We start from the raw sequence: 17,354 nt of genomic DNA, 5'->3' as shown, positions 1-17,354 counted from the left end.
TTCCCCCGGCAACGGGCCGGCACGCGCACAGCGCGCCGGAGCAAACGGTCAACTGTGAGGCTGCTAGTCCAGCCAGGAGCAAGGAGCGAGATATGAGCGACGAGAAAGTCCTGACCACGCGGCAGGGACATCCTGTTCAGGACAATCAGAGCATGCGAACCGTCGGCGAACGTGGTCCGGCGACGCTGGAGAACTATCCGTTCATCGAAAAGATCACGCACTTCGATCGTGAGCGCATTCCGGAGCGCGTGGTGCACGCGCGCGGCACGGCGGCGCACGGATACTTCGAGCCCTACGGCAAAATCGGCGACGAACCGGCCGAAAAGTACACGCGCGCCAAGGTGCTGACGAAAGCCGGCGTGAGAACACCCGTATTCCTGCGCTTTTCCACCGTGATCGGCGCGAAGGAGTCTCCCGAGACGGCGCGCGATCCGCGCGGCTTCGCCATCAAGTTCTATACGGAAGATGGCAACTGGGATCTCGTCGGCAACAACCTGAAGATCTTCTTCATCCGCGATGCGATCAAGTTCCCCGACATGATCCACGCGTTCAAGCCCGATCCGCTATCCAACCGGCAGGAGCCGTGGCGCTTCTATGACTTCATCGCGCATCATCCCGAGTCGCTGCACATGGTCACATGGGTGAAGAGTCCGTGGGGCATTCCGGCGGATTATCGTCACATGCAAGGGTCGAGCGTCAACACGTACAAGCTCGTCAACGATGAGGGCGAAGCGGTGCTCGTCAAGTTCTCGTTCGAGCCGAAGCAGGGCGTGAAGAATCTGACCTCAGAGCAGGCTGCGGAGATTCAGGGGCGCGATGTCGGACACGCAACCCGCGATCTCTACGATGCCATCGAACGCGGCGATCATCCCGAATGGGAAATGTGCGTGCAGATCATGTCCGACGACGATCACCCGGAACTGGACTTCGATCCGCTCGACGATACGAAGCGCTGGCCGGAAGACAAGTTCCCGCTGCTGCCGGTCGGCCGGCTCGTGCTGGATCAAAATCCGAAGAACGTGTTCGCCGAGACCGAGCAGTCGGCGTTCGGCACGGGCGTGCTGGTGGACGGCATCGACTTCTCGGACGACAAGATGCTGCAGGGCCGCACGCTCTCGTACTCCGATACGCAGCGGTATCGCGTGGGGCCGAACTATCTGCAATTGCCGGTCAACGCGCCGAAGAACGGCGCGCAAACCAATCAGCGCGACGGGCAGATGGCCTATTACGTCGATAACGCCGGAGAGAATCCGCACGTGAACTACGAGCCGAGCATGATGGGCGGCCTGAAGGAAGCGCCGAAGAAGCAGCACGACTATCACCAATGGGTCGAAGGGCATCTCGGGCGCTATCAGGCCACGCGCACGCAGGACGACTACAAGCAGGCCGGCGAGCGCTATCGCACGTTCGAGGACTGGGAGCGCGACGATCTGATCGCCAATCTCGTCGCCGACATGAAGGCGTGCCCGAAGCCCATTGCGCTGCGCATGGTGTGGCATTTCTGGCATTGCGATCCCGACTACGGCACGCGCGTCGCGCAAGGCGCGGGCATCGATCTGGAAGAGGCGAAGAAGCTGCCGCCGCTCGAAGGAAAGCCCGCGCCGGGCGAGCGCCGCGATGCGCAGGTCTATACGAGCAACGAGCCGGAAGAAGCGACGCCTGCGATGAAGTAGGCGCGTCGCCGGTATGGCCGAAGCCTAGCGGACTTCGGCCAGCACCAGATCGATGCCCGATTGCCGGATGCCTGTGGCGGCGGCGGGCGCGAGCGCATCATGGAAGGTCGCGAGTCTCGAGCGATTCGATCAGGTCATCACCGGCACTTCCGGATGCGACAGCAGCAGCGGCGCGACGATCCCGCTCGCGGCCACCGTCGCCACCGTCGCCGATCCGACGCTGACGCGCAGCAGCGCCGCGATCACCCAGGCCAGCACGAGCGGGCTCACCGACCAGTGCGACGTATGCGCGACGATGATCGTGCCGGGATGAATCGATGTCAGCATCTCCTTGAAGCCGCCGCCCGCGCCGAGAATCAGCAGGATGGCGGAAAGCGGCGCGATGCCCCGGCCGATCATCTTCTGCATGTCCGCGAGCGTGAAGCCACCCTTCGTGCCGAGCGTTGAGCGACTGAAAGAACACATAGGACGCCGGGCCCTTCACGCTGTGATCCATGCCGATGGTCCCCGCGAGCATCAGCCCCGGCGGAATCAGCAGGCACAGCACCGACAGCGCGAGCGAAACGTTCGCCTTGCTCGCCGCATCGCTGCGCGTGCCGCCCGGACCGGCCGCGAGATCGGGCGCGGGACCGAAGCTGCGTCGAGCGAACGCCGTGAAGAGCGGGCCGCGGATCACGGCGCTCGGAATCGCGATCAATAGGCCGTAGAGCAGCGTCAGGCCGGTGTTCGCGTGATACGCGGTGACGGCGAGCGTCGGCGCCGGATGCGGCGGCAACAGGCCGTGCGAGACATACAGCCCCGGCAAACGCCCGTACAATCGACTCATGGAGGCCCACATGCAGACATCTACCCGGCGTCCCGTCCTGGGATGCATCGCCGACGACTTCACCGGCGCCACCGACCTCGCGAGCATGCTCGTGCGCGGCGGCATGCGTACCATCCAGACCATCGGCGTGCCGGCGTCCACGCAGCCGATCGACGCAGACGCGCTCGTCGTCGCGCTGAAGTCGCGCACCATCGACCCGGCCGACGCCGTCGCGCAATCCCTGGCCGCGCTCGAGTGGTTGCGGGAGCAGGGTTGCCGCCAGTTCTTCTTCAAGTACTGCTCGACCTTCGATTCCACCGATGCGGGCAACATCGGCCCGGTCGCGGAAGCGCTGCTCGATGCGCTCGCCGGGAACGATCGCGACGATTTCGCCATCGCCTGCCCCGCTTTTCCGGAGAACAAGCGCACGGTGTATCGCGGGCATCTGTTCGTGGGCGACGCGCTGCTGAGCGAATCGGGCATGGAGAATCATCCGCTGACGCCGATGCGCGATCCCAACCTCGTGCGCGTGCTGCAGCGGCAGTCGAAGTCGAAGGTCGGGCTGATCGGGAGCGAAACCGTCGCCGCGGGCGAGGCCGCCGTGCGCGATGCGCTCGCGCGGCTGCGTGCGGACGGCGTGCGCCTCGCCATCGCCGACGCGCTCACCGACGCCGATTTGCGCATCCTCGGCGCGGCATGCGCGGACCTGCCGCTCGTCACGGGCGGCTCGGGCGTTGCCATCGGCTTGCCGGAGAACTTCCGGCGCGCGGGGCTCATCGAGTCCAACGAGACAGCCGCCGATCTGCCGCTGGTCGACGGCGCCGCGCTCGTGCTGGCGGGCAGCGCGTCCAAAGCGACGAACGCGCAAGTGGCCGAATGGGTCGCGTCGCGGCCCGCCTTTCGCGTCGATCCGCGTTCGCTGTCGCGCGGCGAAAACGTCGTCGATGCGGCGCTCGCCTTCATCGACGAAAACGCGCCTGAACCGGTGCTGGTCTATGCGACGGCCACGCCTGACGAAGTGAAGGCGGTGCAACAGGAGATAGGCGTCGCGGCGGCGGGCAAGCTGGTCGAAGACGCGCTCGCGGCCATCGCGCGCGAGGCGAAGGCGCGCGGCGTGCGGCGCTTCGTGGTGGCGGGCGGCGAGACATCGGGCGCGGTGGTGCAGGCGCTCGGCGTCGACATGCTGCACATCGGGCCGCCGATCGATCCGGGCGTACCCGTCACCGTGACGGTCGGCGATACGCCGCTTGCGCTGGCGCTCAAGTCGGGCAATTTCGGCGCGCAGGATTTCTTCGCGAAGGCGCTGCGCTTCACCGTCGGGGAGCGCGCGTGATGAATAGCGACGCCAGACTCCGCGAGGAAATCTGCACGGTCGGCGCAAGCCTTTATGCGCGCGGCTATACGGTCGGCACGGCCGGCAACATCAGCGCACGATGCGACGACGGCTGGCTCATCACGCCCACGGACGCGTGCCTCGGCAGGCTCGATCCCGCCGACATCGCGAAGGTCGACGCGCACGGCCAGCATCTGTCGGGCGGGCGGCCATCGAAGACACTGGAGCTGCATCGCCGGATCTACGACGCCAACGCCGAAACGCGCGGTGTGGTGCATACGCATTCGACATCGCTCGTCGCGCTGACGCTCGCCGGTGCCTGGCGCGACGACGACGTGCTGCCGCCCATCACGCCGTACTACGTAATGAAAGTCGGCCATGTTCCGCTCGTGCGATACCGCCGCCCGGGCGATCCTCAAGTCGCCGCTGAAATCGCGCAAGTTGCGGCGAAGGTCCGCGCGGTACTGCTCGAGCGGCTCGGGCCGGTGGTGTGGGAGCGCAGCGTATCGCACGCGTCGTATGCGCTCGAAGAACTGGAGGAGACGGCGCGCCTCTGGCTCATGACGACGCCGCGCCCCGCGCCGCTCGACGAAGCCGCGATCGACGAACTGCGCCGGAGCTTCAACGCTCGCTGGTGATGCCCTGCGGCGAATCGACGGCGAGTTCGTCGAGTTCGGCGGACAGGTCGTCGGGAGTGGAATCGCGGTGGGCGTCGCGCAGACGCATGATGGTCTGCCGGGACGTATTGAGCGACCGCGCAACCTCCGCGACCGACGCGCCCGCCTTCAACTCCTTCAGCGCTTCAAGCTGCTGTGCCCTGGACAAGGAGCTAGGCCGTCCCTGAGCGACGCCGCGTTCCCGCGCGGCGCTCACTGCTTCGCGCGCGCGAATCTGGCGCGTGAAGCGTTCCAGGTCTTGCGCAAGTTGCAACGCTCGCAGGAAAGCGCCGCCGTGGCCCGCGCCGATGTCCTCGTTGCCGTAGTCGAGACACACCACCGAAACCTGCCGCGACTCCAGGTGGCCGAGCGTGGAAATGACTTCCCCGATGGTATTGCCCAGTCCCCAGAGTTTCGTCGTGATGAAGGTATCGCCTGCTTGCAGCCGCCGCAACGCACGTTGAAACGCGGGGCGCGAACCCATCGGCGTGGCGCAACTGCATTGCTCGACGAAGACCGCGCTCATCTCCACGAGATAGCCGGCGGCGTCGATATCGAACAGCGCGCGTTCGTGACTTGACACGCCCTCGGTATCCTCCAGGACGTACACGACGATTCCCAATTTGCTGTGCTCCTTATCGTATCGGTCGATTCCGGTCCGCAAAAAATGCGCGCTTCGCCGCCAGGGAGCGACTGGCTGACGGAGGATTCTTCCGACTCGCCCGAAGCGGATTGCTGATTGAATGCGGTGTACCGATGCGGACGCCACGTGCCGCTCTCGCGTGAGCGCTTCGTGGCATGCGTCATACCGTTCGAAATAGCAAGGTCTACTCCCGAACGCCTCCCTGGCGACGACGCAGTTGCTTTGTCCTGGACATGACGACGCCTCGCCAAGACATAGCCGATGCGATACCGGCCCTCGGCGCTTCGGGGCAGACCATTAGAGGAGCACGGAAGACGGCCACGGCTTCACGATGGAAGGACACTGACATTCAGCATAGACGAACGATGGGCTTTGAACGTCAGGAAGAACCAGAACAGTCGCATCGACACGCGATGCGACTGCGGGCGCTCAGAGTTCGGGCCGCACGAGATCGGCGCTGACGACTTCATCGCCGCGCCGCTGCGCCGCTTCGATCGCGGCTGCCTTCGTGGGATAGGGGCCGATGGTATCGGCGCCATCGAATGGAAAAAGAAGCCGTCCGTCCGTTTTGCGGACGACTTTCAGCGTGCCGTAATAGCCACTCGCGCTCGTGCCGCGATAAGAAGCGTAGATATGGAAATCGTCCTCGGTCGCGCCGGGAGCAGGCGGGACTCTACGCGTGGGGAACAACACGAGCTTCGGGCGTCTTCCGCTAACATGGGTCATGCATTCGCTCCAGTAAAACAGTCCAGTAGAAGCTATTTTGCGCGGCGCGCCGGCATGCTGCGCTGTACGTAACACGGGACTTACGAACACCGCTTCCCTGTCATGCCGGCCGTCTCCGGCCACGGAGTGACCGATCCATTCCGCGAATGTCGTTGCCGCCACATGCGTCGCCGGGGGACGGACGCGTCGGTCCGGGTCGCCGGCAAGCGCGAGCGCAAGAGAGGGAAGCGAGCAGCATCACGGATGCGCGACAGGGGCAACGCGCGCGTTTGGCTTGGGACGCCGATGAGGGAGCGGCGACGGCCACGCCGCCCGGGGACACCGGAGCGGCCGTCAGCGAACCGCCATCAGACGCGCATGAGCGCGATTCAGACGCCTATCCACCCCGCCGGGCGTTTGTCGGTAAAGGCTGCAACGCCTTCGTGAAAGTCCTCGCTGCCGTAGCGCTGACGCACGAGGTCATCGCCTTGCAGCGGCAGCGCAGCGAGCATGGGCGACATGGATTGCTTGCTGACGCGCATCGTGATGGGCGCGTTGTGCGCGTCAGCGCGATCGAAGACCACATGCGCGGCCGCACCATCGATCGTCAATCGAACTTCGCCTTGCGCGGTGTGGCCGTTGTCGTTGTCGTTCTCGTTCATCCGCCGCGTCTCCTCGTGTTTTCGATCAGACGCTCAGCCGATGCGCGCCGCCACCGCTTCGCCGACTTCCGTCGTGCCCGCCTTGCCGCCGAGGTCGCCCGTATGCGGGCCGTCCTTCAGCACGGCGGTGATCGCATCGAGTATCGCGTCGTGCGCCTCGCGTTCGCCGAGGAAGTCGAGCATCATCGCGGCGGACCAGATCATCGCGATGGGATTGGCGATGCCCTTGCCCGCGATATCCGGCGCGGACCCATGCACCGGCTCGAACAGCGAAGGAAAGCGGCGCTCGGGATTCATGTTCGCCGATGGCGCGATGCCGATGGTCCCCGTGCAGGCCGGTCCCAGATCGGAAAGAATGTCGCCGAACAGATTCGTCGCGACGACGACATCGAAGCGGTCCGGGCTCAGCACGAAGCGCGCACTGAGGATATCGATGTGCTGCTTGTCCCACGTCACGTCCGGATACTGCGCGGCCATTTCGGCGGCGCGCGCGTCCCACCACGGCATGCTGATCGAGATGCCGTTGCTCTTCGTGGCCACCGTGAGCTTCTTCTCGCGCTGCTGCGCCAGATCGAATGCGAACTTCAGCACGCGCTCCGCGCCCTTGCGCGTGAAGATGGATGTCTGCGACACGAACTCGCGCTCGGTGCCTTCGAAGGACACGCCGCCGACCGACGAATACTCGCCTTCCGTGTTCTCGCGCACGATCATGAAGTCGATATCGCCCGCCTTGCGATTCGCGAGCGGCGAAGGCACGCCATCGAAAAGACGCGCAGGGCGCAGATTGATGTACTGGTCGAACTCGCGGCGAAACTTGAGCAGCGAGCCCCACAGGGAAATGTGGTCGGGCACCTTGTCGGGCCAGCCCACTGCGCCGAAAAGAATGGCGTCGCATTGCTGAAGCCGGCTCTTCCAGTCGTCGGGCATCATCTGGCCGTGCGCGAGATAGTAATCGCAGCTCGCCCAGTCGATATGGTCGTATTCCAGCGCGATACCAAAGCGCCTGGCCGCGGCGTCGAGCGCGCGCAGGCCCTCGGGCATCACTTCCACACCGATGCCGTCGCCCGGAATCACCGCGATGCGATACGCTTCTTTGCTCATTGCAGACCGTCTCCTCGTTCGTAAGTATGCGTTCGACGCGAGTCATTCTATAGGCTTGCCGGCTGGCTCATGCCCAGCCTTCGAGCCGCAACGTGGATCGCACGAGCCGCTGCTCTTCCTGCTCGATCTCCGCAAAACGCTCGCGCACACTGCGGATATGCTGGCTCGCGGCGCGGCGCGCCTGCTCGGGCAAGTGTCCCGTCACCGCGTTATAGAGCCGCGCGTGCTGCCGGTCGATCACGCGTTTGTGCTGCTCGCGGTGATAGAGATTGTTCACGGACGCGAACACCGAACTCAGCATCAGGTCGTTGAGAATGCCGAGCGTATGCACCAGCACGGGATTGTGCGAAGCCTCGCAGATCGCGAGATGGAACGCGTGATCGAGCCGCGCATGGGTGCTCGCATCCGTTTCCTTCGCTTGCGCGGCCATCATCTCTTCGTAGCGCCGCCTGATGAGAATGTGATCGGCCGGCGTGCCGCGCATGGCCGCGAGACGCGCCGATTCCGCTTCGATCATCTCCCGCACTTCGAGCAGGTCGTAAAGCGTGCGCGGTTGCGAGCCGAGTAGATGCATCATCGGCGTCTGAGCAGGCTCGACCGTCAGCTTCGCAACGAACGAGCCCTTTCCATGCGATGTCTCGATCAAGCCGCGCGCGCGCAGGATTCGCAGCCCTTCGCGCAGCGCCGTGCGCGACACGCCGAGCTTCTCGGTCAAGCGACGCTCCGAAGGCAGCGTCTGCCCTTCTTTCAACACGCCATCGACGATAAGGCGCTCCACGCGCTCGACGACCACATCCGCGAGTTTGCGCTTGTCCGGTTCCATGCCGTCCACCTCTCTTTCGTCACTGGTATGACCAGCGATGATAGTAACACCGTGCGCGCGGCGCCAACCCTTGTCGGCAGGCGTTTTCTTCAGCTACGGCCGCTTGTCCGCATGCTGCGCTGCAAATAAACTGGTCATACCAGTGCGAAAAGCATCGACAAGGGCGCGCTCGGGCCGCAAGAATGCGCAACACCTGCAATCGAGACAGGCGTCGATATGAACGCCGTCGGCACGGAGACACCGCATGACCTACGCCTACGACGAAAGAATCGACGGCCCGCTGCGCGATCACGACAAAGCCGCGATCGTCCGCGATTTACGGGCGCTTCTGCCCGACCTCCAGCTTCTGCACGATCAGGAAGACCTGCGCCCGTTCGAATGCGACGGCCTTTCCGCGTATCGCATCACGCCGATGCTCGTCGCGCTGCCCGGCGCCGTCGATGAAGTCGAAGCGCTGCTCGAATACGCGTCGGCACATCACATTCCGGTGGTCGCGCGGGGCGCGGGCACCGGGCTTTCGGGCGGCGCGCTGCCCCTCGAGAAAGGCATCCTGCTCGTGATGGCGCGTTTCAACCGCATCCTCGAGATCGATGCCGAAGCCGGCATCGCGCGCGTGCAGCCCGGCGTGCGCAACCTCGCGATATCGCAGGCCGCCGCGCCGCATGGCCTGTACTACGCGCCCGATCCGTCGTCGCAGATCGCGTGCTCGATCGGCGGCAACGTCGCGGAGAATGCGGGCGGCGTGCATTGCCTCAAGTACGGCCTCACGGTCCACAATATCCTGAAGGTCGATATCGTCACCATCGACGGCGAGCGCGTGACGCTCGGCTCCGAGGCGCTCGATTCGCCCGGCTTCGATCTGCTCGCGCTCATCACGGGCTCCGAAGGCATGCTCGGCGTGGTGGTCGAAGTCACGGTCAAGCTGCTGACCAAGCCGCAGAGCGCGAAAGTGCTGCTCGCGAGCTTCGACGATATCGAGCGCGCCGGCGATGCGGTCGCGCAGATCATCGCGGCGGGCGTCATTCCCGGCGGCCTCGAAATGATGGACAACCTCGCGATCCGCGCCGCCGAGGACTTCATTCACGCGGGCTATCCCGTCGATGCCGAAGCGCTGCTGCTCTGCGAAGTCGACGGCGTCGAGTCCGACGTGCAGGAAGACTGCGAGCGCGTGGAAGCGCTGCTGCGCGCGGCGGGCGCAACGGACATCCGGCTCGCGGCGAACGAAGCGGAACGCCAGCGCTTCTGGGCCGGCCGCAAGAACGCGTTCCCGGCGGTCGGCCGTATCTCGCCCGATTACTACTGCATGGACGGCACCATTCCACGCCGCGAACTGTCGCGCGTGCTGCGGGGCATCGCGGCGTTATCGCAGGAATATGGGCTGCAAGTGGCGAACGTGTTCCATGCGGGCGACGGCAACATGCATCCGCTGATTCTCTTCGACGCCAACGCGCCCGGCGAAACGGAGCGCGCCGAGACCATCGGCGCACGCATCCTCGAACTGTGCGTCGAAGTGGGCGGCAGCATCACCGGCGAACATGGCGTGGGCCGCGAGAAGATCAATCAGATGTGCGCGCAATTCAACGCAGACGAGCTCACCTTCTTTCACGCGGTCAAGGCGGCATTCGACGCCCACGGCCTGCTCAATCCGGGCAAGAACGTGCCGACGCTGCACCGCTGCGCTGAATTCGGCGCGATGCACGTGCATCACGGCGCACTGCCCTTCCCCGAACTGGAGCGGTTCTGATGCGGCGCGACCCCTTATCTTTCGATGACAGCGCGCGCCTCGCCGACGAGGTTCGACAAGCGATTGCGCGCCACGAGCCGATCTCGATACGCGGCGCGAACACCAAAGCGTTCCTCGGCCGTCCTGTGAACACGGGGGCGCGCGAGATCGATACACGCACGCATCGCGGCATCGTCAGTTACGACCCGAGCGAACTCGTGATCACCGCGCGCGCCGGCACGCCGCTCGCCGAACTCAACGCGGCGCTCGACGAAGCGGGCCAGATGCTGCCGTGCGAGCCGCCGACGTATGACGGGCTGGCGACCATCGGCGGCGCGGTGGCGAGCGGGCTCGCGGGACCGCGCCGGCCGTGGGCAGGCTCCGTGCGCGACTTCGTGCTCGGCTGCCGCGTCATCACCGGTGAAGGCAAGCACCTGCGCTTCGGCGGCCAGGTGATGAAAAACGTCGCCGGCTTCGATGTATCGCGGCTGATGAGCGGCAGTTTCGGATGCCTCGGCCTCATCACCGAAGTGTCGTTGAAGGTGCTGCCCAAGCCGCGCGCATCCGCGAGTCTCGTCATCGCGATGGACGCGAGCGAAGCGATGCGCGAGCTGTCGGCATGGCGGCGCGCGGCGCTGCCCGTGACCGGCGCATGCTTCGTCGATCAGGCGCTGCACGTGCGGCTCGAAGGCGGCACGGGATCGGTGCGCGCGGCGGTCGATCGCATCGGCGGCAATGTGCTCGATATGCGCTTCTGGGACGATCTGCGCGAGCAACGTCTCGGCTTCTTCGACGATCCGCGCACGCTCTGGCGTTTGTCGCTGCCGAATGCGACACCGCTCGTGGACCTGCCCGGCGCGGTACTGCTCGACTGGGCCGGCGCGCAACGCTGGCTCAAGAGCGATGCTCAGGTCCCCGACATCCGCGCCATCGCGAACGCGGCGGGCGGACATGCCACGTGCTTCACGGAGCACGGCAGCGGGGAGCCGTTCCATCCGCTTCCCGCGCCGCTCATGCGCCTGCACGAGCAACTGAAGGCACGCCTCGATCCGCACCGCATCTTCAATCCGGGGCGCATGTACGCCGCGTATTGATTCGCCATCCGAATCGCTTTATCGACTCATCGACATGCAAACGAATCTCAGCGATCAGGCTCTAACGCTGCCGCGCGCGAAAGAAGCGGAGGACATTCTCCGTTCGTGCGTGCATTGCGGCTTCTGCAACGCGACGTGTCCGACCTATCAACTGCTCGGCAATGAACTCGACGGTCCGCGCGGGCGCATCTATCTCATCAAGCAGATGCTCGAAGGCCAGCCCGCCAGCGACAAGACGCAACTGCATCTGGACCGCTGCCTCACGTGCCGCAACTGCGAAACGACGTGTCCGTCCGGCGTGAAGTATCACGCGCTGCTGGATATCGGCCGCGACATGCTGGAAGCGCGCGTCGAGCGTCCCATGAGCGAGCGCGTGATGCGCGCGGGGTTGCGCAAGGTCATCACGCGTCCGCGCACGTTCGGCGCATTGCTTGCGGCCGGCCGCCTGATGCGCGGCGCATTGCCCGCGAAGATCGGCGACAAGATTCCGCGCGAAGCCGCACGCGCAACGCCGCGCCCGCCGATGCGTCATGCGCGGCGCATGCTCATGCTCGAAGGCTGCGCGCAACGCTCGTTGTCGCCGAACACGAATGCGGCGACAGCGCGGGTGCTCGACCGTCTCGGCATCGGCATCGAGCCGGCGCACGAAGCGGGCTGCTGCGGCGCGGTCGACTATCATCTCAACGCGCAGGACGCGGGACTGGACCGCGCACGGCGCAACATCGACGCCTGGTGGCCGAAGATCGAAGCCGGCGCGGAAGCGATCATCCAGACGGCAAGCGGTTGCGGCGCGTTCATCAAGGAATACGGCCATCTGCTGCGCAACGATCCCGCCTATGCCGCCAAAGCGGCTCGCGTGAGCGAACTGGCGCGTGATATCGGCGAAGTGCTCGCCGCATTGCCGCTCGAACATTTGCGTGTGAAGGCGGACCAGCGCGTGGCGTTTCATTGTCCTTGCACGCTTCAACACGCGCAAAAGCTCGGCGGATCGGTGGAAGCGATACTGAGCCGTCTGGGCTTCCCGCTGACCTCCGTGCCCGATCCGCACCTGTGCTGCGGATCGGCGGGAACGTACGCCTTCACGCAGCCCGAGCTTTCGCGCAAGCTGCGCGACAACAAGCTCGATGCGCTCGAAAGCGGGCAGCCGGATATCATCGCGACCGCGAACATCGGCTGCCAGACGCATCTCGGCGGCGCGGGGCGCACGGCGGTGCGCCACTGGATCGAGATCGTCGACGAGGCCATCGCGTAAGCGCACATCATTCATAACGAGACTGGAGACACACACCGTGGCAAGCAACACCTATCCCGACAGCAACGCGCGCGATTATGCGGCACTCGAAGCGCGCGCCTATTCGAAAGCCGCATGGCGGCTTTTGCCCTTCCTCTTTTTCTGCTACGTCGCGGCGTACCTCGATCGCGTGAACGTCGGCTTCGCCAAGCTGCAGATGCTCAACGACCTGTCGTTCAGCGAGACCGTGTATGGTCTCGGCGCGGGCATCTTTTTTATTGGCTATTTTCTTTTCGAAGTCCCAAGCAATATCATCATGCATCGCGTCGGCGCGCGAGTCTGGATCGCGCGGATCATGATCACGTGGGCCGTCATCTCCGCCGCATCCCTTTTCGTCAAGACACCGACGATGTTCTACGTGATGCGCTTCTTGCTCGGCGTCGCCGAGGCGGGCTTCTTCCCCGGCATCGTGCTTTATCTCACCTACTGGTTCCCGGCCGCGCGGCGCTCGCGCATGAATGCCCTCTTCATGATGGGCATTCCGGTGGCGGGCGTGGTCGGCGGGCCGCTGTCGGGATGGATCATGGCCGCGTTTCAGGGCGTGGGCGGCTGGTCGAACTGGCAGTGGCTGTTCCTGCTCGAAGCGATTCCTTCCGCCGTGCTCGGCGTCGTCACGCTGTTTTGCCTGCCGAACAACATTCGCGCGGCGAAGTGGCTCACGGAAGAAGAAAAGCGCGTGCTCGAAGCGAACATTCAGCGCGACGATGCCGGCAAGACGCACGAAGCGCTCGGCAAGGTCTTCACCGATCTGCGCATCTGGAAGATGGCCATCATCTACTTCTGCTGCATGATGGGCCTCTATGGCATCAGCTTCTATTTGCCGACGCTCGTCAAGGCGACGGGGGTGCAAAGCGCGCTGCAAGTCGGCCTGCTGACGGCCATTCCGTATGCGGTCGCAGTGGCGAGCATGTTCTTTGTTGCGCGCAGTTCGGACCGCACCAACGAACGCCGCTGGCACTTCGCGATTCCCGCCGCGCTCGCGGGCATCGGACTCTATGTCAGCACGCAACTCACCGGCAACATCCCCCTTGCGATGCTCGCGCTCACCGTGGGCACCGCCGGCATGCTGGCGACGATGCCCGTCTTCTGGACCTACCCGAGCGCGATCCTCGCGGGCGGTTCGGCAGCGGCGGCCATCGGCATGATCAATTCGGTCGGCAACCTCGCGGGCTTCGTCAGCGCATCCATCATCGGCTGGCTGAAGGACGTGACGCATAGCACGAACGCAGGCATCTATTGCGTGTCGGGCGCGCTCATCTTCGGCGCGGTGCTCGCGTTGCTGCAAACGCGGCAGGCCGCGCGTGCTTCGGAGCGTCTCGCCGGATAACGCCTGACGCTTCATACTTACCGCGCCGCCTTCATGGGCGGCGCGTTCATTTTCAACTCTCAACGAGCGAAGCGCATGAAAAGCAAACCGATCCTCGGCATCGCCGAAACGACACGTATTCTCGACGCCGCGCGCGCCGAAGCGGAAAAGAACGGCTGGGCGGTAACGATCGCCGTGACCGACGACGGCGGTCATCCGCTCGGCCTGTTGCGCCTCGACGGCTGCGCGCCCATCGGCGCGTATATCGCCACCGAGAAAGCACGCACGGCCGCGCTCGGCCGGCGTGAATCGAAGCAATACGAAGACATGATCAACAACGGCCGCACCGCGTTCCTGAGTGCGCCGCTTGTCGGGACGCTCGAAGGCGGCGTGCCGGTCGTGGCGGATGGCGCGGTGATCGGCGCAGTGGGCGTATCGGGCGTCAAGGCCGATCAGGACGCGCAGGTGGCCAAGGCGGGAGCAGGCGCGCTGCAGTGAACGGCGTGCGGTGGCATGGCGGATGCGGAGCATCTCTGCCGCATGCGCGGTAACGATCCCTGTCGAATCGACAGGCGTGTCAGCCACCTATCGTCAGAACAAATGAGCTTCGCGCGCAGAGCGACCTGGGCCGCATCGATAAGCGACCTCCAGTTCGCCGAAAACGACACCGTCCCTATCGCATTGCTGGTTCGGCAACGCAATGCGTTAGCCGTCATGCACGATGCTTTTCAGGGCGAGCGTTCCATCGCGCGACTGCTCGACGCCGCCGTGCAATGCGCGGCAGCAGGCTGCAATGCGCCGATGGCCAAGGTGCTGGAACTCCGGCACTCCGACAATTTCCTCATCGTCAAGGCGCAATACGGCCTTGACGCATCGGTCATCGGACGCGACGCGGGCACCGCCGAAGCCGGCAATCCACCGGGACAGGCGTTGATCACCGCCCGGCCCGTCGTCGTGGCGGATGTCATGAAGGAACGCGGCGACACCGTGCCGGATCTTCTGCGCGAATGCTCCGTTGTCACGACGATCAACCTTCCGCTCATCGCCGCCGAGGGCGCGTACGGCATCCTTGAAGTCGATTACGACACCGTGCATGCCGTCGATGCGTCCCACGTATCGTTCCTCGCATCCGTTGCCGCGATCCTCGCTGACGGCATCGAATCCCGGCAGCAGCGCGAAGCGTTGATCGAGGACCGCGATGCGAAGGTCACGCTCTTGCGGGAGCAGCAGCATCGCATCCGCAACAACTTCCAGATGATCGCCGCGCTGCTTGCGCAGAAGGCGATGAATTCGCAGGACCCGTCCGTGCAGAAGGCTTATCACGATGTCGAGCGGCGCGTGTTCGCGATGGCATCGCTCTACGATCACCTGCTCGGGCTGGGCGAGCACGGCGAATCGGTGGACCCCGGCGTGTACCTCGAGTCGATGTGCGCGAGCTTCGACGGCTTCTACGACTTCGCGGGCCATCACATCACGCTCGCGCGATCCATCGAGCAAGGCGCGGTGATGCTCGGCATCGATACCTGCACGGCCATCGGCACCGTGGTCAACGAGCTTGTCGCGAACGCCGTCGAGCACGCGTTCAACGGCGCGGCGGGCGAGATTCGCATCTCGATGCATCGCACATCACGGGCGCTGATCGTCGAAGTGCGCGACAACGGCAGCGGCTATGCGGCTGGCGCGACCGAAGGCACCGGGCTTGCAACTGCACGGCGTCTGATCGGCAACATAGGCGGCGAACTCGCGGTCGAAACGCAAGCGGGCGCCGGAACCCGATGGCTGCTGTCGGTGACGCTGCCGTCCTGAAGTTCGCTTAGGCATCCTTCTTCAAACTTCCACACTGGCGGAACGCCGATTGCGCTAACCTGCGGCACGTTCCCGCTGTCTTCCCTCATCCCAAGGACACATCCGTCGATGGACGCACGCCTCTTCCGCCTCGCGCGCCTGCATTCCTTCTTGCCTCTCGCAGGCGCGACGCTGATGCTGGGCGTCGCCATGTCGTTCACCGCGCCTTACCTGTCGCTTTTCAGCGTGCAGGAGGCCGGCATGACGCCGCTTCAGCTCGGGCTTTTCATGACGCTCATCGCGGCGAGCGGCGTTCTCGCGAGCGCGCTGGCGGGAAAATGGACCGACAGGCACGGGCGTCATCGCATGCTGCTCATGAGCGCGCTGATCGCATCGTCGCTCGGCTTTCTGTTGCTGTGCCTGTTGCGCAGTTACGCGTCGCTGCTCGTGATCGGCATCGTGTTTCTCGGTGTCGGCAGTTCGGCGATGTCTCTCGTGTTCTCGTTCGCACGCGTCGCGCTGCCGGTCACGAGCCATGCCGAACGATCGCTCGCGCTCGCGACGCTGCGCACCGTGCTCTCGATGGCCTGGGTGTTCGGGCCATCGGTCGGCGCTCTGGTTCTGGCCGGGGCCGGTTTTCACGGGCTTTTCGTGTTTGCCGCGGTATCGTTCGCGGCGTGTTCGGTCATCGTATGGCGCATGAAGGATGCAGCGCGAATCTCCGCGTCCGCCGAGCCGCATTACGCGGGCGATCCGGCATCGTCGCTCGAAGTGACGACGATGACCGAGCACGCGCATCCCGCCGAGCCGCATCCGGAAATGGAAGGCACGCGCGCCCAGATATGGCGGGCGGCCATTGCGCTGACGCTCATCGGCCTCGCGGCGAATGCCACGATGATCGTGCTGCCGCTCTATGTCGTGCAGGGATTGCGCGGCACGCAGATCGACGTATCGATCATGCTGGGTCTCGGCGCATTCCTCGAGATCCCGATGATGCTCGCGCTCGGCGCGCGTGGTGCGCGCCTCGACAAGCAGCGCTGGCTTGCCGCATGCGCCGTCGTGCACGTCGTCTATTTCGTTGCGGTGAGCGCATCGCAGACGGTGCATCTTCTCATCCCGATGCAGGCCTTCAATGCGTTCGTCGTCGCGGTGACTTCGTGCCTCGGCATGGTCTATATCCAGGACATGATGCCGCGCAACCCCGGCGCGGCGACGGCGCTTTTCTTCAACGCATCGCGCGTCGGCTCCATTCTGTCGGGCGTCCTGTCGGGCGCACTCGTCGCTGCAATGGGCTATCGGATCACATTCCTCGCTTGCGGCGGCCTTGCGCTCGGCGCGTTCGTCCTGTTCGCCAATCCGCCGTTCAAGTCGATGGCGCTGCAATTGCGCGGCTGGTGGACGCAATGGCGGCAGCCCGCGCGATGAGCACGCGGCGCCGCCTTGTCATTCTCCCTTGACGGAGGCGGCGCCGTCATCGTTGCTGCCGCCTTCCTGCCGCTGCGATTGAGCGCCTTCCGCGCCGCCGATCGTATCGTCCTCGCTCGATAACTCGACGAGTCCTTCTTCCTTCTTGATGTCCGACGTTTCGACGGCCGTCGGCTTGCCCGGCCCCGATGGGCTGTTCGCGTGTCTTGCCATGACTGACTCCGTTTGCTGAGTAGCGCAGGCGCTGCCTGGAGACGCGCCTCGCTTCGACGTTCGATGGGTTATCGCCCAGGCGAGCATCCTCGCCGCAATGGCTATGCCCACGCCGC

At 65.0% G+C, this 17,354-nt stretch carries 17 protein-coding genes and 1 pseudogene; 10 read left to right on the top strand and 8 right to left on the bottom strand.

Annotated elements, in window-relative coordinates; genetic code table 11:
* The first annotated feature begins 92 nt into the window (after positions 1-92).
* On the top strand, positions 93-1,673 hold the full coding sequence (locus P9220_RS26775) for a catalase (RefSeq protein ID WP_309768871.1): 1,581 nt from the start codon (positions 93-95) through the stop codon (positions 1,671-1,673).
* Positions 1,674-1,802: 129 nt separating this feature from the next.
* Here the strand turns inward: P9220_RS26775 and P9220_RS26770 are convergent, their stop codons facing one another.
* Both P9220_RS26770 and P9220_RS27130 read right to left on the bottom strand, forming a co-directional pair.
* A complete protein-coding gene (locus P9220_RS26770; RefSeq protein WP_309768870.1) occupies positions 1,803-2,138 on the bottom strand; it encodes a hypothetical protein in 336 nt (111 codons plus the stop codon).
* A 70-nt stretch (positions 2,139-2,208) separates the two neighbouring features.
* A pseudogene (locus tag P9220_RS27130) lies at positions 2,209-2,499 on the bottom strand (permease DsdX); the annotation flags it as partial.
* Between the two features lie 10 nt (positions 2,500-2,509).
* On the opposite strand from P9220_RS27130, the gene otnK reads away from it, so the two are divergent.
* Together otnK and P9220_RS26755 are read left to right on the top strand one after the other, a co-directional pair.
* Positions 2,510-3,811, top strand: a complete 1,302-nt coding sequence (otnK, locus tag P9220_RS26760; RefSeq protein WP_309768868.1) for a 3-oxo-tetronate kinase — start codon at positions 2,510-2,512, stop codon at positions 3,809-3,811.
* Positions 3,811-4,449, top strand: coding sequence for an aldolase (locus tag P9220_RS26755; RefSeq protein ID WP_309768867.1), 639 nt, complete (start codon positions 3,811-3,813; stop codon positions 4,447-4,449). The genes otnK and P9220_RS26755 overlap by 1 nt, the downstream gene beginning before the upstream one ends.
* Here P9220_RS26755 and P9220_RS26750 read toward each other — a convergent pair.
* The 5 genes from P9220_RS26750 to glcC all read right to left on the bottom strand — a co-directional run bounded on the left by P9220_RS26750 (position 4,433) and on the right by glcC (position 8,401).
* On the bottom strand, positions 4,433-5,050 hold the full coding sequence (locus tag P9220_RS26750; RefSeq protein WP_309768866.1) for a recombinase family protein: 618 nt from the start codon (positions 5,048-5,050) through the stop codon (positions 4,433-4,435). The genes P9220_RS26755 and P9220_RS26750 overlap by 17 nt on opposite strands.
* A gap of 489 nt (positions 5,051-5,539) precedes the next feature.
* On the bottom strand, positions 5,540-5,836 hold the full coding sequence (locus tag P9220_RS26745; protein WP_309768865.1) for a DUF6723 family protein: 297 nt from the start codon (positions 5,834-5,836) through the stop codon (positions 5,540-5,542).
* A gap of 368 nt (positions 5,837-6,204) precedes the next feature.
* Positions 6,205-6,477: a hypothetical protein gene (locus P9220_RS26740; RefSeq protein ID WP_309768864.1), complete on the bottom strand. Its 273-nt coding sequence runs from the start codon at positions 6,475-6,477 to the stop codon at positions 6,205-6,207.
* Between the two features lie 33 nt (positions 6,478-6,510).
* On the bottom strand, positions 6,511-7,578 hold the full coding sequence (locus P9220_RS26735; RefSeq protein ID WP_309768863.1) for a tartrate dehydrogenase: 1,068 nt from the start codon (positions 7,576-7,578) through the stop codon (positions 6,511-6,513).
* A gap of 67 nt (positions 7,579-7,645) precedes the next feature.
* Positions 7,646-8,401 (bottom strand): transcriptional regulator GlcC, encoded by a 756-nt coding sequence (glcC, locus tag P9220_RS26730; protein WP_309768862.1) that lies wholly within the window; start codon positions 8,399-8,401, stop codon positions 7,646-7,648.
* A 244-nt stretch (positions 8,402-8,645) separates the two neighbouring features.
* On the opposite strand from glcC, the gene glcD reads away from it, so the two are divergent.
* The 7 genes from glcD (at position 8,646) to P9220_RS26695 (ending at position 17,025) form a co-directional block, all read left to right on the top strand.
* On the top strand, positions 8,646-10,145 hold the full coding sequence (gene glcD / locus P9220_RS26725; protein ID WP_309768861.1) for a glycolate oxidase subunit GlcD: 1,500 nt from the start codon (positions 8,646-8,648) through the stop codon (positions 10,143-10,145).
* Positions 10,145-11,218, top strand: coding sequence for a glycolate oxidase subunit GlcE (gene glcE / locus P9220_RS26720; RefSeq protein ID WP_309768860.1), 1,074 nt, complete (start codon positions 10,145-10,147; stop codon positions 11,216-11,218). The genes glcD and glcE overlap by 1 nt, the downstream gene beginning before the upstream one ends.
* Before the next feature lie 34 nt (positions 11,219-11,252).
* Complete coding sequence (glcF, locus tag P9220_RS26715; protein WP_309768859.1) at positions 11,253-12,470, top strand: glycolate oxidase subunit GlcF; 1,218 nt, start codon at positions 11,253-11,255, stop codon at positions 12,468-12,470.
* A gap of 37 nt (positions 12,471-12,507) precedes the next feature.
* Complete coding sequence (locus tag P9220_RS26710; RefSeq protein WP_404980221.1) at positions 12,508-13,836, top strand: MFS transporter; 1,329 nt, start codon at positions 12,508-12,510, stop codon at positions 13,834-13,836.
* Positions 13,837-13,911: 75 nt separating this feature from the next.
* The gene (locus tag P9220_RS26705; protein WP_309768858.1) at positions 13,912-14,313 is read left to right on the top strand and encodes a heme-binding protein; all 402 of its coding nucleotides are present in this window, start codon (positions 13,912-13,914) and stop codon (positions 14,311-14,313) included.
* 216 nt (positions 14,314-14,529) lie between these two features.
* Positions 14,530-15,621, top strand: coding sequence for a histidine kinase dimerization/phosphoacceptor domain -containing protein (locus tag P9220_RS26700; protein WP_309768857.1), 1,092 nt, complete (start codon positions 14,530-14,532; stop codon positions 15,619-15,621).
* Positions 15,622-15,729: 108 nt separating this feature from the next.
* Positions 15,730-17,025, top strand: a complete 1,296-nt coding sequence (locus P9220_RS26695; RefSeq protein ID WP_309768856.1) for a sugar efflux transporter — start codon at positions 15,730-15,732, stop codon at positions 17,023-17,025.
* An 18-nt stretch (positions 17,026-17,043) separates the two neighbouring features.
* Here the strand turns inward: P9220_RS26695 and P9220_RS26690 are convergent, their stop codons facing one another.
* The gene (locus P9220_RS26690; protein ID WP_309768855.1) at positions 17,044-17,238 is read right to left on the bottom strand and encodes a hypothetical protein; all 195 of its coding nucleotides are present in this window, start codon (positions 17,236-17,238) and stop codon (positions 17,044-17,046) included.
* Between the last annotated feature and the right edge of the window lie 116 nt (positions 17,239-17,354).

This window comes from Caballeronia sp. LZ016 (assembly GCF_031450805.1).
Lineage (GTDB): Bacteria > Pseudomonadota > Gammaproteobacteria > Burkholderiales > Burkholderiaceae > Caballeronia.
This window is presented reverse-complemented; position numbering and strand designations above follow the sequence as displayed.